Genomic DNA, 22,197 nt, shown 5'->3' on the forward strand with positions numbered 1-22,197 from the left:
TAAAAAGGAGCAGAAAATTTTCATTTTCTACTCCTTTTCTATAGGATTTATACTTCTTTTTCAGAAGTCTTTACTTCAGCTTTTTTGGCAGATTTGATTTGAATGTTACCCTTGCTGGTCATCACTGCCTTGAGGTCTTTTTCGCTTGGATTTTCAAGGTAGTAGTCAGTGATTGCGTCCTCAATATAGTCTTGAATAGTACGACGAAGTGGGCGTGCTCCCATTTTTGGATCATAACCAAGGTCAACCAATTTTTCCTTGACCTTGTCGGTTACATCCAAATGAATGTTGTTGCTAGAAAGACGTTTGTTAACATCTGCAAGCATAAGCTCGACAATCTGAAGGAGGTTATCTTTGCTGAGAGCCTTAAATTCGATAATACCATCAAAACGGTTCATAAACTCTGGGCTAAAGAAGTTACCGAGTTCACCAAGAACAGAGTTGGTACGTCCTTCTCTAGCAGCACCAAATCCAACGCTAGCTTCTGCCTTACCTGTACCTGCATTTGAAGTCATGATGATGATGGCGTCCTTGAAGCTAACGGTACGTCCTTGTCCATCTGTTAAACGACCATCGTCCAAGACCTGGAGGAACATATGCATGACATCTGGATGGGCTTTCTCTACTTCATCCAAGAGAATAAGAGAGTAGGGATTGCGGCGGACTTTTTCAGTTAATTGCCCAGCCTCGTCATAGCCGACATAACCTGGAGGGGCACCGACTAATTTCGCCACACTGTGTTTTTCCATATATTCACTCATATCAAAGCGAATCATGCTGTCAGCAGAACCAAAGAGTTCGATAGCTAATTGTTTGGAAAGTTCTGTCTTACCGACTCCAGTTGGCCCAACGAAAAGGAAACTTCCGATTGGGCGGTTAGGGGTACCGAGACCGACACGATTACGGCGAATAGCCTTGGCAATCTTATCGACAGCATCATCTTGTCCAATAACATGAGACTTGAGGTCTTCGGCTAGATGGATGAGTTGAGATTGTTCTTTCTCTTTTAAATCACCAACAGGAATATTGGTTTTCTGCTCGATAATGTGCTCAATGGTTTTCTCACTAATGATAGGAGTATCTTGGTCTGTGACCTTTTTCTTTTGCATTTCCTTATACTTGGCAATCTGGTCACGGAAGTAGGCGGCCTTCTCAAAATCTTCTTCTCGTGTAGCTTGAGATTTAAGATTTTCAGCCTCAATCAAGCGCTGATCGATTACTTTAGGATCCACAAAATTCAAGGTCAAGTTCATCTTAGAACCAGCTTCATCTAGGAGGTCAATGGCCTTGTCAGGCAAGAAGCGATCTTGGATGTAGCGATTGGACAGAGTTGCAGCTGCTTCAATTGCAGCATCGGTATACTGAACGTGGTGGTAGTCTTCGTATTTCTTTTGAATGCCTTTGAGGATAGTAATTGTTTCCTCCACTGTTGGTTCATCCACTTTAACAGGTTGCATACGACGCTCTAGGGCTGCATCTTTTTCAATGATACGGTATTCATTGAGGGTAGTAGCACCGACCAATTGCAGCTCTCCACGAGCAAGGGCGGGCTTGAGGATATTTCCTGCATCCATATTGCCATCGCCCGCAGAACCAGCACCGACAATTTCATGGATTTCATCGATAAAGAGGATGATGTCCTCACGTTTGCGAATTTCTTCCATGAGTTTTTGCATGCGTTCTTCAAATTGTCCACGGATACCCGTTCCTTGAACTAAGCTAACCACATCCAGACGGATGACTTGTTTTCCTTGTAGTTTATGGGGAACATCTCCATCAACTATTTTCTGAGCTAGACCTTCGACAACGGCAGTTTTTCCGACACCTGGTTCACCGATAAGAACAGGATTATTCTTGGTTCTGCGATTGAGAATTTCTATGACACGGATAATCTCATCGTCGCGCCCAATAACGGGGTCAATATCTCCACGACGGGCAATTTCAGTTACGTTGATACCAAATTCTTCCAGTAGGCCTTTTTCTTGGCTTGGTGGAGGAGTTTGAGCAGGTCCACGATTTTGGGAACCATAACCGCCATTTCCACCGTAACCTCCACCTGATTGGGTTGGGGGAGTCGGAGGAGTATTGTTAGAAGGCCTGAAATTGTTTAGGTCATTGAAGAAATCACCAAAGGGATCAAAGTCACGATTGTTCAGATCCGTAATACCTTTAAAGAGGCTATTGTTAGGATCTGTCTTGATAATCTTATAGCAGTTTTGACAGAGGTCAATTTGTTTTTGCTTTCCATTGAGATTGGTATAAAGATGAATCGTTGAGTCATTGATTTTACAGTTTTGACAAAGCATACATCTACCTCATTTCTTTATTTAGCCTGACCTGTTTAATGGTCAAAAATAGTCAAATTTCTATACTCTCATTATAACAGGATTGGGGTGTAAAGCAAGTAAAAAGATTGCAGCTTTGAGAAGTTGTTACAATGAAGAACTTTGTGGATTTGGACTATAAAAAAATCCTATTTGTGAGACAAAAAGGATTTTGGTTAGACATGCAGGGTGTAATCCCAGCTTGTTTTGTATTAGTAAAGGAGTTCGTAAATCTCCATTGCAATCAAGTCAATGCTGTCAAACGTATAAGTTTCGCGAGCTTCGACATCACGAAGGGTAAAGATTGAGCCGTTTTCTTCGTCGTGGCTGTATGCAACTTCTGCAACAACAACTCCTTCGCGTTCAAAATTACGTTTTAAATTTCCACCGTCTTTTGTCATTGCTTCAAGGCGGTTGATGATTCTAACCAAATGTGATTCCATTTTGATTCTCCTTCATTTCTTATCGTTACTATTTTACCATAAAGGAGGTCAACTTGCCTAGAAAAAACTAAGATTTCTCGCTAATTCTACTAGCTTAAAGGTTTTTTGAATAAATTAGACAAAAGATTTGAATTTTAATTCAATACATGTTATAATCATACAGTATTCTATTTTAGAAAGCAGTGTGACTATGAATTTTTCTTTTTTACCTAAGTATTTACCTTATTTTAACTATGGGGCTGTCGTGACGGTTCTCATTTCTATCTGTGTTGTCTTTTTTGGGACTATTTTGGGTGTTGTCTTGGCTTTTGGGCAACGTTCAAAGTTTAAACCGCTTGTTTGGCTCGCCAACTTGTACGTTTGGATTTTCCGCGGGACACCGATGATGGTTCAGATTATGATTGCCTTTGCCCTTATGCACATCAATGCTCCGACTATTCAGGTTGGAATTTTGGGTGTTGATCTTTCTCGTCTGATTCCAGGGATTTTGATTATCTCTATGAACAGTGGTGCCTATGTTTCTGAGACTGTTCGTGCTGGGATTAATGCGGTTCCAAAAGGTCAGTTAGAGGCGGCCTATTCTTTAGGGATTCGTCCTAAAAACGCTATGCGCTATGTGATTTTGCCACAAGCAATCAAAAATATCTTACCAGCATTGGGGAACGAATTTATCACTATTATCAAGGATAGTTCCCTCTTATCAGCTATTGGTGTTATGGAGTTGTGGAACGGGGCTACAACAGTTTCTACAACAACCTATCTACCTTTAACACCACTTTTATTTGCAGCCTTTTACTACTTGATTATGACCTCTATTTTGACAGTAGCCTTGAAAGCTTTTGAAAAACGTATGGGACAAGGAGATAAGAAATAATGACAGAAACCTTGATAAAAATTGAAAATTTACATAAATCATTTGGAAAGAATGAAGTATTGAAGGGCATCAACCTCGAGATTAAAAGAGGAGAAGTTGTCGTTATCATCGGTCCTTCAGGGAGCGGGAAATCTACCTTGCTTCGCTCTATGAATTTGTTAGAAGAAGCGACCAAAGGGAAGGTTATCTTTGAGGGAGTCGATATTACGGACAAGAAGAATGACCTCTTTGCCATGCGTGAGAAGATGGGCATGGTTTTTCAACAATTCAATCTCTTTCCTAATATGACTGTGATGGAAAATATCACCTTGTCACCTATCAAGACCAAAGGTGAGAGCAAGGCAGTGGCTGAGAAGAGAGCCCAAGAGTTGTTGGAAAAAGTTGGCTTACCAGATAAGGCAGATGCTTACCCACAGAGTTTGTCAGGTGGCCAGCAACAACGAATTGCTATTGCGCGTGGGTTGGCCATGGAACCGGATGTTTTGCTCTTTGACGAGCCAACTTCAGCCCTGGACCCTGAAATGGTAGGTGAGGTGTTGGCTGTTATGCAAGACTTAGCCAAGTCAGGAATGACCATGGTTATCGTAACACATGAAATGGGATTTGCTCGTGAGGTGGCAGACCGTGTCATCTTTATGGCAGATGGTGTGGTTGTTGAAGATGGAACACCTGAACAGATTTTTGAACAAACCCAAGAACAACGGACTAAAGACTTCTTGAGTAAGGTTTTATAAGTTAGTTTTGTGGAGCTATTTGTAGCTAACTTTACATATAAAGTATAGATTAATGAAAAGCTCGACTAGAGCTTTTTCTTATAGTTTGAAACTATAGGATAGCCTAGGAAAGAAGTGTTAGAGGGGATTAGCAGTTTTTGGTATAATGGAAGATATTTGAAAGAAAAGAGAAGTGATATGACACAGATTATTGATGGGAAGGCTCTAGCAGCTAAGTTACAAGGACAGCTGGCTGAAAAGACTAAAAGATTAAAGGAAGAAACGGGGCTAGTACCTGGTTTGGTAGTGATTTTGGTTGGGGACAACCCTGCCAGCCAAGTCTACGTTCGTAACAAGGAGAGGTCAGCCCTTGCGGCTGGATTCCGTAGTGAAGTTGTGCGAGTTCCAGATACCATTACTCAAGAGGAATTGTTAGACTTGATTGCCAAATACAATCAAGATTCAGCTTGGCATGGGATATTGGTCCAGTTACCATTACCAAAACATATTGATGAAGAAGCAGTTTTGTTGGCCATTGACCCAGAAAAGGATGTGGATGGTTTCCATCCCTTAAACATGGGACGCCTCTGGTCTGGTCATCCAGTCATGATTCCTTCTACACCTGCAGGAATTATGGAAATGTTTCATGAATATGGGATTGACTTGGAAGGTAAAAATGCGGTCGTCATTGGTCGTTCCAATATCGTTGGAAAACCTATGGCCCAGCTTCTTTTGGCAAAGAATGCGACAGTGACTTTGACCCACTCACGGACTCATAATCTTGCCAAGGTGGCTGCTAAAGCAGATATTCTGGTTGTTGCAATCGGTCGTGCTAAGTTTGTGACTGCTGACTTTGTAAAACCTGGTGCGGTTGTCATCGATGTCGGGATGAACCGCGATGAAAATGGTAAGCTCTGTGGGGATGTTGATTATGAGGCAGTTGCCCCACTTGCTAGCCATATTACGCCAGTTCCTGGAGGTGTAGGTCCTATGACCATTACTATGCTGATGGAGCAAACTTATCAAGCAGCACTCCGGACATTGGATAGAAAATAAGAGAAAAATTTTCTGAGGAAAGTGTATTTTCTATAGCTATATCTAAAATGGCAGAAATGAATATTAAATTTTAGAAATAAGTTTATAAAAGGAGGTATGCGCCTCCTTTTTGTTGTATAATAAATGCGAGAGGAAAAAAGATGAAAGTGATTGATCAAACCTTATTAGAAAAAGTCATTATTGAACGTTCTCGTACAAGTCATAAAGGAAATTACGGTCGTCTGCTGTTGCTGGGTGGGACCTATCCTTATGGTGGTGCTATTATCATGGCTGCTTTGGCAGCTGTAAAAAGCGGTGCAGGATTGGTGACCGTTGGAACGGATAGGGAAAATATCCCTGCTCTGCACAGCCATTTACCTGAGGCTATGGCCTTTTCTCTGCAAGACCAGCAATTGTTACAAGAGCAATTGGAGAAGGCAGAAGTTGTCTTGCTGGGGCCTGGTTTACGAGATGATGTTTTTGGAGAAGATTTAGTAAAACAGGTCTTTGCTAGCTTAAGACAGAATCAGATTTTGATTGTAGATGGAGGTGCTTTGACTATTCTTGCTAGGACAAGTTTGTCATTTCCGTCTAACCAGCTTATCCTAACTCCCCACCAAAAAGAATGGGAAAAGCTGTCTGGTATTGCTATTGAAAATCAAAGCGAAGCTGCAACGGCTAGTGCCCTGACTTCCTTCCCTCAAGGAACGATTTTAGTTGAAAAAAGTTCAGCTACTCGTATTTGGCAAGTTGGCCAATCTGATTATTACCAGTTACAGGTTGGTGGTCCCTATCAGGCGACTGGGGGAATGGGAGATACTCTGGCTGGGATGATTGCAGGATTTGTAGGCCAATTTCGACAGGCCAGTCTCTACGAACGTGTGGCAGTAGCAACCCATCTTCATTCAGCCATAGCCCAAGAACTATCTCAAGAACATTATGTGGTCTTGCCGACGGAAATCAGTAGTCATCTTCTCAAAATAATGAAAAAAATATCTCAAAAAGGCACCTGATCGTTTCAGGCGCCTTTATATTTTTAGAAAAATCCTTTAATCTTTCCAACGAGGCCATCTAGACCTTCAGAACCAGAAATTAACTGCTGAGCTTGGGAGAAGTATTCTCCAAGCTGTTCTTGATTTTCTGCAACAAATGTTTTTGCCGCTTCGAAATCTTTTGTTTCGATTAATTCTTTTACTTGGTTAAACAAATCTAATGGGTTCATCTTATTTCTCCTTTTCTTTACTTAACTATTTAATCATCTTTATGATAAAAAATCAACTGTTGCTACTTTTGGCTAATATTCTAACTACCAAAACAAGGTGGACATAAAAATAAAAATGTTCGGTTTTTTTCAGTGTATCCATGAAATAAAAAGTGATACATGTTATAATAAAGTTAGCTCTTTAATGGAGGTGTTTGAGTGGAAAATCTGAAAAAAATGGCAGGTATCAAGGCTGCTGAGTTTGTCAAGGATGGTATGGTTGTCGGACTTGGAACGGGTTCTACTGCCTATTATTTTGTCGAAGAAATCGGTCGTCGTATCAAGGAAGAAGGGTTGCAGATTACAGCTGTAACGACTTCTAGTGTGACTAGTAAACAGGCTGAAGGGCTTAATATCCCACTCAAGTCTATTGACCAAGTAGACTTTGTCGATGTGACAGTCGACGGGGCGGATGAAGTGGATAATCAGTTTAATGGAATCAAAGGTGGTGGTGGTGCCCTTCTGATGGAGAAGGTTGTTGCAACGCCCTCAAAAGACTACATTTGGGTAGTGGATGAAAGCAAGCTAGTCGAGAAACTGGGTGCTTTTAAATTGCCAGTAGAAGTGGTTCAGTATGGCGCAGAACAGGTCTTTCGTCGTTTTGAGCGAGCTGGCTACAAACCAAGTTTCCGCGAAAAAGACGGCCAACGTTTTGTGACCGATATGCAGAATTTTATCATTGACCTTGCCTTGGATGTCATTGAAGATCCAATTACTTTCGGACAAGAATTGGACCATGTCGTTGGCGTCGTGGAGCACGGCTTATTCAATCAAATGGTGGATAAGGTCATCGTTGCTGGACGAGACGGGGTTCAGATTTTAACTTCAACAAAAGCAAGATAACTAAAAGAATAAGGAGATACACTATGTCAAAATTTAATCGTATTCACTTGGTGGTACTAGATTCTGTAGGAATCGGTGCTGCACCAGATGCTAATAACTTTGTCAATGCAGGAGTTCCAGATGGAGCTTCTGACACATTAGGACACATTTCAAAAGCAGTTGGTTTGAATGTCCCAAACATGGCTAAAATTGGTCTGGGAAATATTCCTCGTGAAACTCCTCTTAAGACTGTACCTGCAGAAAGCAATCCAACTGGATATGCAACAAAATTAGAGGAAGTATCCCTTGGTAAGGATACCATGACTGGACACTGGGAAATCATGGGACTCAACATTACTGAGCCTTTCGATACTTTCTGGAATGGATTCCCAGAAGAAATCCTGACAAAAATCGAAGAATTTTCAGGACGCAAGGTTATTCGTGAAGCTAACAAACCTTACTCAGGAACGGCTGTTATCGATGATTTTGGACCACGTCAAATGGAAACTGGGGAGTTGATTATCTATACTTCAGCTGACCCGGTCTTGCAAATTGCTGCCCACGAAGATATTATTCCTTTGGACGAATTGTACCGTATCTGTGAATACGCTCGTTCAATTACACTTGAACGTCCTGCCCTTCTAGGTCGTATCATTGCTCGCCCTTATGTAGGTGAACCAGGTAACTTCACTCGTACAGCCAACCGTCGTGACTTAGCCGTTTCTCCATTTGCACCGACTGTTTTGGATAAATTGAATGAGGCTGGTATCGATACTTATGCTGTTGGTAAAATCAATGATATCTTTAACGGTGCTGGTATCAACCATGATATGGGTCACAACAAGTCAAATAGTCATGGAATTGATACACTATTGAAGACCATGGGCCTTGCTGAGTTTGAAAAAGGATTCTCATTCACAAACTTGGTTGACTTTGATGCCCTTTACGGCCACCGCCGCAATGCTCATGGTTACCGTGATTGCTTGCATGAGTTTGATGAACGCTTGCCTGAAATTATAGCAGCCATGCGAGAGAACGACCTTCTCTTGATTACAGCGGACCATGGAAATGACCCAACCTATGCAGGAACAGACCACACTCGCGAATATATTCCATTGTTGGCCTATAGCCCTGCCTTTAAAGGAAATGGTCTCATTCCTGTCGGACATTTTGCAGATATCTCAGCGACTGTTGCCGATAACTTTGATGTGGAAACTGCCATGATTGGGGAAAGTTTCTTAGATAAATTGGTATAAGATGACGCGTTATGCTTTGCTGGTTAGAGGCATCAATGTTGGTGGCAAAAATAAAGTTGTCATGGCGCAACTTCGTCAAGAATTGACAGAGTTGGGACTGGAAAAAGTTGAAACCTACATCAACAGTGGCAATATTTTCTTTACTTCGACAGTTCCCAAGGACCGATTAGTTGAAAAGTTAGAGGATTTCTTTGCAGTCCATTATCCATTTATTCAGAGCTTTTCTTTACTAAGTCAGGAAGATTATGAAGAAGAGCTGAAGAATCTGCCAGATTGGTGGACCAAAGATTTGGCACGAAAGGATATCCTCTTTTACACGGAGGGATTGGATGTGGCTAAAGTCATTGAGACAGTTGAAAGTTTGGAATTGAAAGATGAAATCGTTCATTTTGGAAGACTTGGGATTTTCTGGGGGAAATTCTCTGAGGAATCCTACTATGCAACTGCCTATCATAAGTACTTGCTCAAGATGCCTTTTTATCGCAACATCACCATTCGCAATGCCAAAACCTTTGACAAAATCGGTCAAATGCTTAAAACTAATAAAGGAGACACACAATGACATTTTTAAACAAAATCAATGAAACAGCTGCTTTCCTGAAAGAAAAGGGTGTTCAAGCGCCTGAGTTTGGTCTAATCCTTGGATCAGGACTTGGAGAATTGGCAGAAGAAATCGAAAATCCAGTTGTAGTAGACTATGCAGACATTCCAAACTGGGGCCGCTCAACAGTAGTCGGTCACGCTGGTAAATTGGTATATGGTGAACTTGCAGGTCGCAAGGTCTTAGCTCTTCAAGGGCGTTTCCATTTCTACGAAGGAAATCCTCTGGAAGTTGTGACTTTCCCAGTTCGTGTCATGAAAGTTCTTGGATGTGAAGGTGTCATTGTAACCAATGCTGCTGGTGGTATTGGATATGGGCCTGGTACTTTGATGGCTATTTCAGACCATATCAATATGACGGGGCAAAACCCATTGATGGGTGAAAACTTGGATGACTTTGGTCCACGTTTCCCAGATATGTCTAAAGCCTACACTCCAGAATATCGTGCTACTGCCCATGAAGTGGCCAAGAAACTTGGCATCAAGCTTGATGAAGGTGTCTATATTGGTGTAACAGGTCCGACTTATGAAACTCCAGCAGAAATCCGTGCTTATAAGACACTGGGAGCAGATGCAGTTGGTATGTCGACTGTTCCTGAAGTTATTGTGGCAGCCCACTCAGGCTTGAAAGTTCTCGGTATTTCATGTATTACTAACTTTGCAGCTGGATTCCAAGAAGAACTCAACCACGAAGAAGTTGTAGAAGTGACTGAACGTGTTAAAGGCGACTTCAAAGGCTTGCTTAAAGCGATTCTTGCTGAATTGTAATCATGTTAATAGAATTGAGGAGTATTTTTCGAAAAATCCCTTATAATTTTAGATTATTCATAGCAGTAATTCTGCAAGGAATAGTTTCAGGTTTATCTGGTATATTTCTCCATTATCTTTTAGAGATGGTGGAGGAGCTAGCTTTTGGTCGGTCAGAGCATCATACTGGATTTTTGACAGATGGAGTTTCCTCCTCACAGATAGGACTAAGTTTAATGATCGTGGGTCTTGCTTCATCCTTGGTCTGGTATTTCTTGCAAAAAGGGTCTAAGATTTATTCCATCAAAGCTCAGATGAAGGATGAGACTTCACAATACAAGCTTCATTTTCTAAAACAGCTATTTCATTCAATTTGGCAGATCATTGCAGTTGGAGGGGGAGCCCCTATTGGCAAAGAAGCTGCACCACGAGAGATTGGAACTCTATTTGCAGGGCCAATTGGAAAAAAATGTTTTCTCTCTAAGAAGGATCAAATCTTTCTCCTTGCTTGTGGTGCTGGTGCTGGTTTAGCGGCTGTTTATCAGGTTCCATTAACAAGTGTCTTCTTTGTTTTTGAAACCCTAGGAATTGCTCTATCTATTAAACGATTTGTCTTAGTCGGTTTGACTACCTATGTTTCAACCTATATGGCAGGCTTGGTTATTTCAGATCAGGCTCTCTACCAGATTCCAGCTATCACATGGTCATTAAAGGAAATATGGATTATTCCCTTATTACTTCTTTTCTTAACCCCTCTGGCTTGGCTTTTTGGTCGCTTAAGTAAGGCAGCGTCTTCAAACAGGATAAAAGATAAACGAGTACTTCTCACATTGCCTACAACTTTTCTTTTTCTTGCTGGGTTGGCAAGTTATTTTCCACATCTACTTGGAAATGGACGTATGATGGCTCAGGAAGTATTGAATGGTAGCAATGGCAAAACAGTATTCCTCTTGTTTATCCTAAAAGCACTGGTCGTTCTTATTACTCTGTGGGCAGGGGCCTATGGTGGTACCCTTACGCCATCTTTTGCCTTGGGGATGGCTGGAGCTGCTCTCTTGGGCATGATTCTAGGTTTGGACAGTCAGCCAACCGTTTTACTTTTGGGTTCTGTTTGCTTTTTATCTGTGACCTTGAGGGCTCCCTGGTCTGCAACTGGATTAGTAATAGGCTTCACTGGGCTAGGTATAGAATCTCTTCCATATCTCTTAGTAACAGCTTTCCTAGCTTATGGTTTTGCAAAAGTGTTAGATTGCTTTCCTTGGGCTAGCATACTGTGTCAGAAGTCAAAGAGTAAAGTAATTAGGTAGGAAATGCCCATTTCTTCTAGTCAATGATTTGATTTAAAATATTAAAAAAACTCTCAATTTATTTATAACTGTTTTAAATAAAAATGAAGTAGGCTTATCGGAGTCATGGTTGAATCCGATTTTTCCTAGCTATGAAATATAAAAATAAAAAAAAAGAAAAGTAGAGCGAGATGTTCTGATTTGAACACGAGCGGAAAACTTTTCTAAAAACTCAGAAGAAAAAGGGAGTTCGGGTTTGAATTGAATCTGGGCTAATCTTCTCAATATCATCAAAATTAAGAAAGAAAGGAATTGAACCCACCCTAAAAGCAGTGGGAAAAAGATAGTTGGCCTAGCGAGCATCGCTCACTGCACCCAACTCCTATTTTCCCTTTGCTTTTTGACGGGTTTGGTATCTTTCTGATTATAAATTTTAGAATAAAGAAAGGATGGGTTAACTGTATTCATTGAACTGAATACGGGCGGAGAACTGTGTAAAAAAGATAAACTGTCTAGCATCTGAGATGCTTCGTCAGTTTCCTATTTTTACTTTGTTCTCTGTCGCTATCCTGAATATAAAAAAAGAAAGGTAGAGTGAGGTGTTCTAATTTGAACACGAGCGGGAAACTCGGAAAATAGATAATCTGACTGAGAAATCAGGATTTCTCGTCAGATTCCTAATTTTCAGTCGTTTTCTTGTCGCTCTTTGTATCATAAATTATGTCTATCCATATTGCTGCTCAGCAGGGTGAAATTGCTGATAAAATTCTTCTTCCTGGGGATCCTCTTCGTGCTAAGTTTATTGCGGAGAATTTCCTTGAAGATGCTGTTTGTTTTAACGAAGTGCGTAACATGTTTGGTTACACTGGTACTTACAAGGGCCACCGTGTATCCGTCATGGGAACTGGGATGGGGATACCATCTATTTCGATTTATGCGCGTGAGTTAATTGTTGACTACGGTGTGAAGAAATTGATCCGTGTGGGAACTGCGGGTTCTTTGAATGAAGATGTTCACGTTCGTGAATTAGTTTTGGCGCAGGCGGCTGCAACTAACTCAAACATCGTCCGTAATGACTGGCCACAGTACGATTTCCCACAAATCGCTAGCTTTGATTTGCTGGATAAGGCCTACCATATCGCCAAAAAATTTGGTATGACAACCCACGTTGGGAACGTTTTATCATCTGATGTCTTTTATTCAAACTACTTTGAAAAGAACATCGAACTTGGTAAATGGGGAGTCAAGGCTGTGGAAATGGAAGCAGCAGCCCTTTACTATCTGGCAGCCCAACACCATGTTGACGCGCTAGCTATTATGACAATCTCTGATAGCTTGGTTAATCCAGACGAAGACACAACTGCAGAAGAACGTCAAAATACCTTCACTGATATGATGAAGGTTGGATTAGAAACCTTGATTGCAGAGTAATTATATCTAAAAAGGAAGCCCTTCTTTATGAATTGGAGGACTTCCTTTTCTTATCTAGAAATTGATCTATCTCTTTTTGTGATCTGAGGATGACCACTTTATATGGATAGTTTTTTTGAATCCACTTGTAGCGTTCCTTAGCGGATTTGCTCCGTCCGTCCCAAAGAATCCATCTGATAAACTCCCAATTAAATTGTTCTTGACAACCAGCTGCCATACTTTCTCTGACCTTGCCTCGGTATGTGAGGTATCGTTTAAAGGCTCGTAGCAGACAATTCCAGCGAGAAAAATTGAGAAAGATGATTTGGTCAGCATCCTGCATTCTTTCCTCATAGAAACACCAAGAATAATTCCCATCAATGACCCAAGCTTCATGCTTTGTGAGAAAATTTTCCATCTCGGTCAACATCCATTCACGATCACTGTCTTGCCAACCGGGTTGAAATTGGAGTGTGTCCATGTGAAGTTTTGGGATGGAGTAGCAGTGAGACAGCTTTTCAGCTAGAGTTGACTTACCAGCACCAGAATATCCGATAATTGCGATTTTCATTTTCTACCTTTTCCTATTTGGGGACAAAAAAACAGCCTCTATGGACTGTTTCTTATTTAGCAAGTTTAGCTGAAAGACGAGCTTTATCGCGGCTTGCTTTGTTTTTGTGAATCAAACCTTTAGTTTCTGCTTTATCGATAGCTGAGCTAGCAGCACGGAAAAGTTCTTCAGATGGGTTTGCTTCGAAAGCTTTGATAGCAGTACGCATAGCTGATTTTTGAGCTGAGTTCTTTTCGTTTTGTTTAACGTTCAATTCAGCGCGTTTGATAGCTGATTTAATGTTTGCCAATGTTCTTACCTCCATATTTACTAACTATACCATTATATCTGAAAACTTACGTTTTGACAAGGGAAAATTATTTTTTTAAGTAAATTTCATCGATTTCATGGTTCTTTGTTTTATGAAGAATCACTTCTGCACGATTTCTAGTTGGTTCAATATAATTTTGTAAATTTGTGAGATTGATACTGGTCCAGACCTGATGGGCAAAGGATTCCACTTCCCCAATCGGCATTTGTGTAAAACGATAATAGTAGCTATCAGGGTCGTTTTGGGCTAGGCTCAGCATTTTCAAGAAACGGTCTAGATACCAACTCTCGATGTCATCGACTGCAGCATCAACATAGATGGAAAAGTCAAAGAAGTCAGTAATGTAGAGACGCTCATTTTGTGGATTTTGAAAGACATTTATTCCCTCAACAATGACAAAATCAGCAGCTTTGACGCTCTGCTTTTCCTCAGGTACGATGTCGTAGACTTCATGAGAATAGACAGGAATATCTACATCTTGTCCATTTTTGATGTGATCCAGGAAGTTGAGAAGAGCTTCCATATCATAGCTTTCAGGAAATCCCTTACGATTTAGAATCCCTTGCTCAATCAAGGTCTGGTTGGGATAGAGAAAGCCATCGGTTGTTACCAACTCAACCCTAGCATCTGTAAGTGTACGGGACAGTAGGATTTGAAGTAGGCGACTGGTTGTGGATTTTCCAACGGCAACACTCCCAGAAACCCCAATGATAAAAGGCTGGGACTTGCTTTCACGTTGAAGGAAAATCCCTTTTGAAAAGGCCAAATCATCCTTGGTACGCTTGTAAATCTGGATGAGATGGGCTAGGGGGAGATAGACATCGGTAACATCCTGCAAGCTAATCTGGTCATTAAAACTCTTGATGGATTCTAATTCCTCTTCTGTCAAAGGAGGTGTTGTCTTTCGATGTAACGATTGCCAAGTCTGGCGGCTGATTTTTTCAAAATGTAAAAATTCGTTGGTCATTTGTTTTCCCCTAGATATTTTGTTTATCATACCATAAAAAGCTAAAAAAATAAAGCGGTTTCTTGATGATAGTAAACCAATATCGTATAATAGAAGTAGATAGGGTTGACCAATTTCTTGATGAGGTAGGAGCTACTTTCTCCTGACTTATAAGCCAATAAAGGGGGCTTTGGGATTCACAATTTATAGGAGGTGTACTATGAAAATCTTAAAAAGTTATATACTGGAACTCTGTTTTATTTTAAGTTTTGCACTACCTTTTTTAAAAGGAGCGAATGCGGATAATGGTAGACGTTTTGTGGAAACCTATTACGGTTTTACTTTTTTGATGGAACATGCCATTGTAACAGCTGTCTTTATCTGTTCGCTCTTGATTGCTTTCTTCCTAAAAAAACGGTGGACGAAATGGTTTGCTGCTGGAAGTTATGTCTTTTTAGTTCTATGGATTGCTACAGAGGGTTATTTCTTCCGCATGTCACTAGAAGATTTAATCCGACTTTGGACAAGTTTGGAAATTCTGACAAAAACGTATCAGTTGGGCTTTTATCTAAACATCTTGTTGGGAATCTTGTTGGTAATGAAGCATTTGAAGGTAAAGAAATAAAAATGTGCCAGACTATAGACTATGAGATATCTAGTCCTACGTGCTTTGTTATTCGGTTATAAAAGTTAAAAGAGATTGAAGAAAAAGTCTTGTTTACTAGCTTTCTTCAGTCTTTTTCGTTTTATGATCAATTTGTAAACGATTTACAATTTAAGTCAAATTATGGTAAAATAGTTTCATGAGTAAAATGTATTATGCAGAGAATCCTGACGCTGCTCACGACATTCATGAGTTGAGAGTGGACTTGTTGGGAGAAAAAATGACCTTTTTGACGGATGCGGGTGTTTTTAGCAAGAAAATGATTGACTTTGGGAGTCAACTCTTGCTCAAGTGTCTTGAGGTCAACCAAGGAGAAACTGTTCTTGATGTAGGCTGTGGTTACGGACCTTTGGGCTTGTCTTTAGCTAAGGCTTATGGAGTTCAGTCGACCATGGTCGATATCAATAATCGTGCCTTGGATTTGGCGCGACAAAATGCTGAACGAAATAAAATAGAAGCGACGATTTTCCAGTCCAACATCTATGAACAAGTTGAAGGACATTTTGACCATGTCATTTCCAATCCTCCTATCCGTGCAGGCAAGCAAGTGGTTCATGAAATCATTGAGAAAAGTAAAGATTTTTTGGAAACTGGTGGGGATTTAACAATCGTTATTCAGAAGAAACAAGGGGCTCCAAGTGCCAAGTCCAAGATGGAAGATGTGTTTGGTAATTGTGAAATCGTCAAAAAAGATAAGGGATACTATATCCTTAGAAGTGTGAAAGAATGAGAGCAGTTGATTTAATCCAAAAGAAACGAGACGGTCAAGAACTGACTTCGAGTGAAATTGAATGGCTAGTTGAAGGCTATGTGTCAGGAACTGTTCCTGATTATCAGATGTCTGCTTTTGCTATGGCTGTTTATTTCAAAGGAATGACGACTCGAGAAATCTCTGACCTAACTATGAAGATGGTCAAGACAGGGCAAGAGTTTGATTTATCTGCTATTGATGGGGTTAAGGTTGACAAGCATTCTACTGGTGGTGTTGGTGATAAGGTGACCTTGATTTTGGCTCCTCTTGTTGCTAGCTTTGGTGTACCTGTGGCAAAAATGAGTGGTCGTGGTCTCGGCCATACTGGTGGAACAATTGATAAATTGGAGTCAATCAAGGGCTATCAAGTGGAACGCAGTCAAGAGGATTTTATTCGTCAGGTACAGGACATTGGTGTATCTGTCATTGGGCAATCAGACCAGCTGGTCAAAGCTGACAAGCTTCTCTATGCCCTTCGTGATGTGACCGCAACTGTAGACACGATTCCTTTGATTGCCAGTTCGGTGATGAGCAAGAAAATTGCGGCAGGGGCGGATGCTATTTTGCTAGACGTAACTGTCGGTGAGGGGGCCTTCATGAAGACGGTTGATGAGGCGCGTGAATTGGCTCAAACCATGGTGGATTTAGGGAAAGCAGTCGGCCGTAAAACAGTTGCAGTCATTACGGATATGAGCCAGCCTTTAGGGCGTGCTATTGGAAATCGTCTGGAAATCCTTGAAGCATTGGAGATTTTACAAGGGCAAGGCCGTCAGGATATTACCCACTTCATCTGTGAATTGGCTCAAATTATGCTTGGCCTGGCAAATGTAAACAAGACAGTTGAAGAAGTTCGCCAACATCTTGAAAATGGCCAAGCGCTGGCTAAATTTGAGGAAATGGTCCAAGCCCAAGGTGGAGACTTGGAAGACCTCTATCGCCCAGTCAATGTTGCCCATGTGGTGGAAATCCCTGCTCAGGAAACGGGTGTCATTTCAGCTCTTCCAGCAATGGAATTTGGTCTCTATGCCATGAGGCTGGGGGCAGGCCGTGCAGTCAAATCTGATGCCTTGGACTATGAAACAGGAATTGTTTTTGAAAAGAAAGTTGGAGATTCCGTTCAAAAGGGAGAAATTGTTGCAAAAGTATACACAAATGGGAAAATTTCTCCTCAGCTAGTTACAGATTTTCAAAAATATGTTAAAATAAATGATAGGGTGCAAAGTTTACGAGAAATTATAGAAATTATCTCATAAACGACAGGAGAATCCGGATATGAAATTAAATAAATATATCGATCATACGCTTTTGAAGCAAGATGCGACAGAAAAACAAATTGATTGTTTGTTGTCTGAGGCTAGAGAGTATGATTTTGCCAGTGTTTGCGTCAATCCGACCTGGGTTGAATATGCTAAAACAGGGCTTGAAGGCACTGATGTCAAGGTCTGCACAGTAGTCGGTTTCCCACTGGGAGCAACAACTTCAGCTGTAAAAGCATTTGAAACCAAAGAAGCGATTCAACATGGCGCAGATGAGATTGATATGGTGATCAATGTCGGTGCTCTCAAATCAGGAAATCTTGATTTGGTTGAGTCTGATATACGTGCAGTTGTGGAATCAAGTGGTGATAAGTTAGTGAAAGTTATTATTGAAGCTTGCCTTCTGACTGACCAAGAAAAAGTAGTGGCTTGTCAATTAGCCCAAAAAGCGGGAGCTGACTTTGTTAAAACATCTACTGGCTTTTCAACTGGCGGCGCTACGATAGCAGATGTTCAATTAATGCGTGAAACAGTTGGACCTGATATGGGTGTCAAGGCTGCCGGTGGAGCTCGTTCTTATGCAGATGCTCTTGCCTTTGTCGAAGCAGGTGCGACTCGTATCGGAACGTCAGCTGGGGTAGCCATTTTAAAAGGAGAATTGGCAGATGGCGACTACTGAGTTGATTGAACTGGCAATTGAAACCAGCAAACATGCCTATGTCCCCTATTCTCACTTTCCTATCGGAGCAGTTTTAGTGGCAAAAGACGGAAGTGTTTACACGGGAGTGAATATCGAAAATGCTAGCTATCCTTTGACCAATTGCGGTGAGAGAACAGCCATTTTTAAGGCTATATCTGAAGGACAAAGAGAATTTTCCGAATTGATTGTCTATGGACAAACTGAAAAACCGATTTCACCATGTGGCGCTTGTCGCCAAGTAATGGTCGAGTTTTTTGAACAAGATCTAAAAGTGACCTTAGTCGCAAAAGATAAATCGACGGTCGAGATGACGGTCGGGGAATTACTTCCATACTCTTTTACAGACTTAAATTAGTCTGAGTCGCTCTCTGAGTGGCACGGTCCTTGTGGCCAACCAATCCATACTTGCAACATCGTTGCACATCTTATTTAGGAGGTTCAGTAATGAACAAGAAACAATGGCTAGGTCTTGGCCTAGTAGCAGTGGCAGCAGTTGGACTTGCTGCATGTGGTAACCGCTCTTCTCGTAAGGCAGATTCATCTTCTGATGTGAAGACAAAAGCAGCAATCGTCACTGATACTGGTGGTGTTGATGACAAATCATTCAACCAATCAGCTTGGGAAGGTTTGCAGGCTTGGGGTAAAGAACACAATCTTTCAAAAGATAACGGTTTCACTTACTTCCAATCAACAAGTGAAGCTGACTACGCTAACAACTTGCAACAAGCGGCTGGAAGTTACAACCTAATCTTTGGTGTTGGTTTTGCCCTTCACAATGCAGTTAAAGATGCAGCAGCAGAGCACACTGATTTGAACTATGTCTTGATTGATGATGTGATTAAAGATCAAAAGAATGTTGCGAGCGTAACTTTCGCTGATAATGAGTCAGGTTACCTTGCAGGTGTAGCTGCAGCAAAAACAACTAAGACAAAACAAGTTGGTTTTGTAGGTGGGCAGGAGTCAGAAGTTATCTCTCGTTTTGAAGCAGGATTCAAGGCTGGTGTTGCGTCAGTAGACCCATCTATCAAAGTCCAAGTTGACTACGCTGGTTCATTTGGTGATGCTGCTAAAGGTAAAACAATTGCAGCTGCACAATACGCAGCCGGTGCAGATATTGTTTACCAAGTAGCTGGTGGTACAGGTGCTGGTGTCTTTGCAGAAGCAAAATCACTCAACGAAAGCCGTCCTGAAAATGAAAAAGTTTGGGTTATCGGTGTTGACCGTGACCAAGAAGCAGAAGGTAAATACACTTCTAAAGATGGCAAAGAATCAAACTTTGTTCTTGCATCTACTTTGAAACAAGTTGGTACAACTGTAAAAGATATTTCTAACAAGGCAGAAAAAGGTGAATTCCCTGGCGGTCAAGTGATCGTTTACTCATTGAAAGATAAAGGGGTTGACTTGGTAACAACTAACCTTTCTGAAGAAGGTAAAAAAGCCGTTGAAGATGCAAAAGCTAAAATCCTTGATGGAAGCGTAAAAGTTCCTGCAAAATAATGGATGGAAGTTATTTCTTAGGAAGCGGCCATCGGCCGCTTTTTAAGAGTTGAGACAAAGTCATTTTGTCTCAGTAAAGCTTGCTACTAGACAAACTAGCAAGTTTTATTGAAATAAAATAAGACTCTGAAAGGAAGAGCACATGGCACACGAAAATGTCATTGAGATGCGTGATATTACCAAGGTGTTTGGTGAATTTGTTGCCAACGACAAAATCAACCTGCACCTACGAAAAGGTGAAATTCATGCACTTTTAGGAGAAAATGGGGCTGGTAAGTCCACGCTCATGAACATGTTAGCAGGGCTTCTTGAACCAACTAGTGGTGAAATTGTGGTCAACGGTCAAGTTGTCAATCTCGATTCACCATCTAAAGCGGCTAGCTTGGGAATCGGAATGGTTCACCAGCACTTTATGTTGGTAGAAGCCTTCACAGTGGCTGAAAACATCATTTTAGGTAGTGAATTGACTAAAAATGGTGTGCTAGATATCGCTGGAGCTAGCAAAGAAATCAAGGCTCTTTCTGAACGTTATGGCTTAGCTGTTGACCCTTCTGCCAAGATAGCAGATATCTCAGTTGGAGCCCAACAACGTGTAGAAATTTTAAAAACCCTTTATCGGGGGGCTGATATCCTTATCTTTGACGAACCAACGGCTGTCTTGACTCCATCAGAAATTGATGAGTTGATGGCTATTTTGAAAAATCTTGTCAAAGAAGGAAAATCAATTATCTTGATCACCCACAAGTTAGACGAGATTCGCGCAGTTTCTGACCGCGTTACAGTTATCCGTCGTGGGAAATCAATTGAAACTGTCGAAATTGCAGGGGCTACCAATGCTGATTTGGCAGAAATGATGGTAGGTCGTTCTGTTTCCTTTAAAACAGAGAAGCAAGCTTCTCAACCAAAAGAAGTGGTCTTGTCAATCAAAGATTTGGTGGTCAATGAAAACCGTGGTGTCCCAGCTGTAAAAAATCTATCCTTGGATGTTCGTGCCGGAGAGATAGTTGGTATTGCGGGGATTGATGGAAATGGTCAGTCTGAACTCATTCAAGCAATCACAGGTCTTCGCAAGGTTGAATCTGGTAGCATCGAGCTAAAAGGAGATTCAATTGTAGGCTTGCCCCCACGTCAGATTACAGAGTTGAGTGTTGGGCACGTTCCAGAAGACCGTCACCGTGATGGCTTGATTTTGGAAATGATGATTTCTGAGAATATTGCCCTTCAAACCTACTACAAAGAACCACATAGTAAAAATGGAATTTTGAACTATTCAAATATTACTTCTTATGCTAAAAAGCTAATGGAAGAGTTTGATGTTCGTGCTGCCAGCGAATTTGTTCCTGCAGCTGCACTCTCAGGAGGAAATCAACAAAAAGCAATTATTGCTCGTGAAATTGATCGAGATCCTGATCTCCTTATCGTCAGCCAGCCAACTCGTGGTTTGGATGTCGGTGCCATTGAATATATCCACAAACGCTTGATTGAAGAGCGTGATAATGGGAAGGCTGTTCTTGTTGTCAGCTTTGAATTGGATGAGATTTTAAATGTCTCAGACCGTATTGCTGTTATCCACGATGGTAAGATTCAAGGTATTGTGTCACCAGAAACAACCAATAAGCAAGAACTTGGTGTCTTGATGGCTGGTGGAAACTTGGGAAAGGAGAAGAGTGATGTCTAAAAAATTACAACAAATTTCGGTTCCCTTGATTTCTGTCTTCCTAGGAATTTTACTTGGGGCCATTGTTATGTGGATCTTCGGTTATGATGCTATTTGGGGCTATGAAGAATTGTTCTATACAGCCTTTGGTAGTCTGCGTGGGATTGGAGAAATCTTCCGTGCTATGGGGCCTTTGGTCTTGATTGGTCTTGGCTTTGCTGTTGCCAGTCGTGCTGGTTTCTTTAACGTCGGACTTCCTGGTCAGGCTTTAGCAGGTTGGATTCTCAGTGGTTGGTTTGCCCTGTTGCATCCAGATATGCCACGTCCCTTGATGATTCTAGCAACTATCGTGATTGCCCTGATTGCTGGTGGAATTGTCGGCGCGATTCCGGGTATTCTGAGAGCCTATCTAGGGACGTCAGAGGTCATTGTGACCATCATGATGAACTACATTGTATTGTATGTAGGAAATGCCTTTATCCATGCCTTCCCTAAAGACTTTATGCAAAGTACAGATTCGACCATTCGTGTTGGGGCTAATGCAACCTATCAGACACCTTGGTTGTCTGAGTTGACTGGTAATTCGCGGATGAATATTGGTATTTTCTTTGCCATCATTGCCGTTGCAGTTATTTGGTTCATGCTCAAGAAAACAACTCTTGGTTTTGAAATCCGTGCTGTTGGTCTTAATCCACATGCTTCAGAATACGCTGGTATTTCTGCAAAACGAACGATTATCCTCTCAATGATTATTTCAGGTGCTTTGGCAGGTCTTGGTGGAGCTGTTGAAGGACTTGGAACCTTCCAGAACGTTTATGTTCAGGGGTCGTCATTAGCTGTCGGATTTAACGGGATGGCGGTTAGTTTGCTTGCGGCCAACTCACCAATTGGTATTCTCTTTGCAGCCTTCCTATTTGGTGTTCTCCAAGTTGGAGCTCCTGGTATGAATGCGGCGCAGGTACCGTCTGAGCTTGTCAGCATTGTAACAGCGTCTATTATCTTCTTTGTCAGTGTTCATTACCTTATTGAACGCTTTGTCAAACCGAAAAAACAAGTTAAAGGAGGTAAGTAAAG

The 22,197-nt window shown here is 41.3% G+C and carries 24 protein-coding genes; 18 read left to right on the forward strand and 6 right to left on the reverse strand.

What is annotated here, in order from left to right:
• Nucleotides 1–47: 47 nt before the first annotated feature.
• Together ADJ60_RS01670 and ADJ60_RS01675 are read right to left on the reverse strand one after the other, a co-directional pair.
• Nucleotides 48–2,306 carry an ATP-dependent Clp protease ATP-binding subunit gene (locus ADJ60_RS01670; RefSeq protein ID WP_000882498.1) on the reverse strand — a complete coding sequence of 753 codons (2,259 nt, stop codon included), beginning with the start codon at nucleotides 2,304–2,306 and terminating at the stop codon, nucleotides 48–50.
• A gap of 230 nt (nucleotides 2,307–2,536) precedes the next feature.
• Nucleotides 2,537–2,767: a DUF1797 family protein gene (locus tag ADJ60_RS01675; RefSeq protein ID WP_049515694.1), complete on the reverse strand. Its 231-nt coding sequence runs from the start codon at nucleotides 2,765–2,767 to the stop codon at nucleotides 2,537–2,539.
• Between the two features lie 190 nt (nucleotides 2,768–2,957).
• Between ADJ60_RS01675 and ADJ60_RS01680 the strand changes: the two genes are divergently transcribed.
• From ADJ60_RS01680 to ADJ60_RS01695, 4 genes are all read left to right on the forward strand, one after another.
• On the forward strand, nucleotides 2,958–3,641 hold the full coding sequence (locus tag ADJ60_RS01680) for an amino acid ABC transporter permease (protein WP_001011639.1): 684 nt from the start codon (nucleotides 2,958–2,960) through the stop codon (nucleotides 3,639–3,641).
• Complete coding sequence (locus ADJ60_RS01685; protein ID WP_000140954.1) at nucleotides 3,641–4,375, forward strand: amino acid ABC transporter ATP-binding protein; 735 nt, start codon at nucleotides 3,641–3,643, stop codon at nucleotides 4,373–4,375. The genes ADJ60_RS01680 and ADJ60_RS01685 overlap by 1 nt, the downstream gene beginning before the upstream one ends.
• Nucleotides 4,376–4,552: 177 nt before the next feature.
• Nucleotides 4,553–5,410, forward strand: coding sequence for a bifunctional methylenetetrahydrofolate dehydrogenase/methenyltetrahydrofolate cyclohydrolase (locus ADJ60_RS01690; RefSeq protein ID WP_049543001.1), 858 nt, complete (start codon nucleotides 4,553–4,555; stop codon nucleotides 5,408–5,410).
• Nucleotides 5,411–5,550: 140 nt separating this feature from the next.
• Nucleotides 5,551–6,402: an NAD(P)H-hydrate dehydratase gene (locus ADJ60_RS01695; RefSeq protein WP_049543003.1), complete on the forward strand. Its 852-nt coding sequence runs from the start codon at nucleotides 5,551–5,553 to the stop codon at nucleotides 6,400–6,402.
• A gap of 23 nt (nucleotides 6,403–6,425) precedes the next feature.
• Here ADJ60_RS01695 and ADJ60_RS01700 read toward each other — a convergent pair whose 3' ends face one another.
• Nucleotides 6,426–6,611: a hypothetical protein gene (locus tag ADJ60_RS01700; RefSeq protein WP_001068558.1), complete on the reverse strand. Its 186-nt coding sequence runs from the start codon at nucleotides 6,609–6,611 to the stop codon at nucleotides 6,426–6,428.
• A gap of 198 nt (nucleotides 6,612–6,809) precedes the next feature.
• Between ADJ60_RS01700 and rpiA the strand changes: the two genes are divergently transcribed.
• The 6 genes from rpiA to deoD all read left to right on the forward strand — a co-directional run bounded on the left by rpiA (nucleotide 6,810) and on the right by deoD (nucleotide 12,792).
• A complete protein-coding gene (rpiA, locus tag ADJ60_RS01705; RefSeq protein ID WP_049543006.1) occupies nucleotides 6,810–7,493 on the forward strand; it encodes a ribose-5-phosphate isomerase RpiA in 684 nt (227 codons plus the stop codon).
• A gap of 23 nt (nucleotides 7,494–7,516) precedes the next feature.
• On the forward strand, nucleotides 7,517–8,728 hold the full coding sequence (locus tag ADJ60_RS01710; protein ID WP_049543007.1) for a phosphopentomutase: 1,212 nt from the start codon (nucleotides 7,517–7,519) through the stop codon (nucleotides 8,726–8,728).
• Nucleotide 8,729: 1 nt separating this feature from the next.
• On the forward strand, nucleotides 8,730–9,290 hold the full coding sequence (locus tag ADJ60_RS01715; protein ID WP_049543009.1) for a DUF1697 domain-containing protein: 561 nt from the start codon (nucleotides 8,730–8,732) through the stop codon (nucleotides 9,288–9,290).
• Nucleotides 9,287–10,096, forward strand: a complete 810-nt coding sequence (locus tag ADJ60_RS01720) for a purine-nucleoside phosphorylase (RefSeq protein ID WP_049543011.1) — start codon at nucleotides 9,287–9,289, stop codon at nucleotides 10,094–10,096. Before ADJ60_RS01715 ends, ADJ60_RS01720 begins: the two co-directional genes overlap by 4 nt.
• Nucleotides 10,097–10,098: 2 nt before the next feature.
• Nucleotides 10,099–11,382, forward strand: a complete 1,284-nt coding sequence (locus ADJ60_RS01725) for a chloride channel protein (RefSeq protein WP_049543013.1) — start codon at nucleotides 10,099–10,101, stop codon at nucleotides 11,380–11,382.
• A gap of 699 nt (nucleotides 11,383–12,081) precedes the next feature.
• Nucleotides 12,082–12,792, forward strand: coding sequence for a purine-nucleoside phosphorylase (gene deoD / locus ADJ60_RS01730; protein ID WP_049543016.1), 711 nt, complete (start codon nucleotides 12,082–12,084; stop codon nucleotides 12,790–12,792).
• Between the two features lie 25 nt (nucleotides 12,793–12,817).
• On the opposite strand, the gene ADJ60_RS01735 is transcribed toward deoD, so the two are convergent.
• The 3 genes from ADJ60_RS01735 to coaA form a co-directional block, all read right to left on the reverse strand.
• A complete protein-coding gene (locus ADJ60_RS01735) occupies nucleotides 12,818–13,342 on the reverse strand; it encodes a DNA topology modulation protein (RefSeq protein WP_020902940.1) in 525 nt (174 codons plus the stop codon).
• Nucleotides 13,343–13,394: 52 nt separating this feature from the next.
• Nucleotides 13,395–13,631, reverse strand: coding sequence for a 30S ribosomal protein S20 (gene rpsT / locus ADJ60_RS01740; protein ID WP_001274000.1), 237 nt, complete (start codon nucleotides 13,629–13,631; stop codon nucleotides 13,395–13,397).
• A gap of 67 nt (nucleotides 13,632–13,698) precedes the next feature.
• Nucleotides 13,699–14,619, reverse strand: coding sequence for a type I pantothenate kinase (gene coaA, locus ADJ60_RS01745; RefSeq protein WP_020902939.1), 921 nt, complete (start codon nucleotides 14,617–14,619; stop codon nucleotides 13,699–13,701).
• Nucleotides 14,620–14,818: 199 nt separating this feature from the next.
• On the opposite strand from coaA, the gene ADJ60_RS01750 reads away from it, so the two are divergent.
• The 8 genes from ADJ60_RS01750 to ADJ60_RS01785 all read left to right on the forward strand — a co-directional run bounded on the left by ADJ60_RS01750 (nucleotide 14,819) and on the right by ADJ60_RS01785 (nucleotide 22,195).
• Nucleotides 14,819–15,223, forward strand: coding sequence for a hypothetical protein (locus ADJ60_RS01750; protein ID WP_033684964.1), 405 nt, complete (start codon nucleotides 14,819–14,821; stop codon nucleotides 15,221–15,223).
• Between the two features lie 178 nt (nucleotides 15,224–15,401).
• Nucleotides 15,402–15,992: a methyltransferase gene (locus ADJ60_RS01755; RefSeq protein WP_080983309.1), complete on the forward strand. Its 591-nt coding sequence runs from the start codon at nucleotides 15,402–15,404 to the stop codon at nucleotides 15,990–15,992.
• The gene (locus ADJ60_RS01760) at nucleotides 15,989–17,266 is read left to right on the forward strand and encodes a pyrimidine-nucleoside phosphorylase (RefSeq protein WP_049543019.1); all 1,278 of its coding nucleotides are present in this window, start codon (nucleotides 15,989–15,991) and stop codon (nucleotides 17,264–17,266) included. Before ADJ60_RS01755 ends, ADJ60_RS01760 begins: the two co-directional genes overlap by 4 nt.
• A 19-nt stretch (nucleotides 17,267–17,285) precedes the next feature.
• Nucleotides 17,286–17,948 (forward strand): deoxyribose-phosphate aldolase, encoded by a 663-nt coding sequence (gene deoC / locus ADJ60_RS01765; protein WP_049543024.1) that lies wholly within the window; start codon nucleotides 17,286–17,288, stop codon nucleotides 17,946–17,948.
• On the forward strand, nucleotides 17,935–18,324 hold the full coding sequence (locus ADJ60_RS01770) for a cytidine deaminase (RefSeq protein ID WP_000246088.1): 390 nt from the start codon (nucleotides 17,935–17,937) through the stop codon (nucleotides 18,322–18,324). The genes deoC and ADJ60_RS01770 overlap by 14 nt, the downstream gene beginning before the upstream one ends.
• Nucleotides 18,325–18,413: 89 nt before the next feature.
• A complete protein-coding gene (locus ADJ60_RS01775; protein ID WP_049543026.1) occupies nucleotides 18,414–19,466 on the forward strand; it encodes a BMP family lipoprotein in 1,053 nt (350 codons plus the stop codon).
• 142 nt (nucleotides 19,467–19,608) lie between these two features.
• Nucleotides 19,609–21,144: an ABC transporter ATP-binding protein gene (locus ADJ60_RS01780; RefSeq protein ID WP_033684970.1), complete on the forward strand. Its 1,536-nt coding sequence runs from the start codon at nucleotides 19,609–19,611 to the stop codon at nucleotides 21,142–21,144.
• Nucleotides 21,137–22,195 carry an ABC transporter permease gene (locus ADJ60_RS01785; protein ID WP_049543029.1) on the forward strand — a complete coding sequence of 353 codons (1,059 nt, stop codon included), beginning with the start codon at nucleotides 21,137–21,139 and terminating at the stop codon, nucleotides 22,193–22,195. Before ADJ60_RS01780 ends, ADJ60_RS01785 begins: the two co-directional genes overlap by 8 nt.
• Nucleotides 22,196–22,197 lie beyond the last annotated feature (2 nt).

The sequence above is a fragment of the Streptococcus pseudopneumoniae genome (assembly GCF_001076775.1).
In the GTDB taxonomy this organism is placed as follows: Bacteria; Bacillota; Bacilli; order Lactobacillales; family Streptococcaceae; genus Streptococcus; species Streptococcus pseudopneumoniae_G.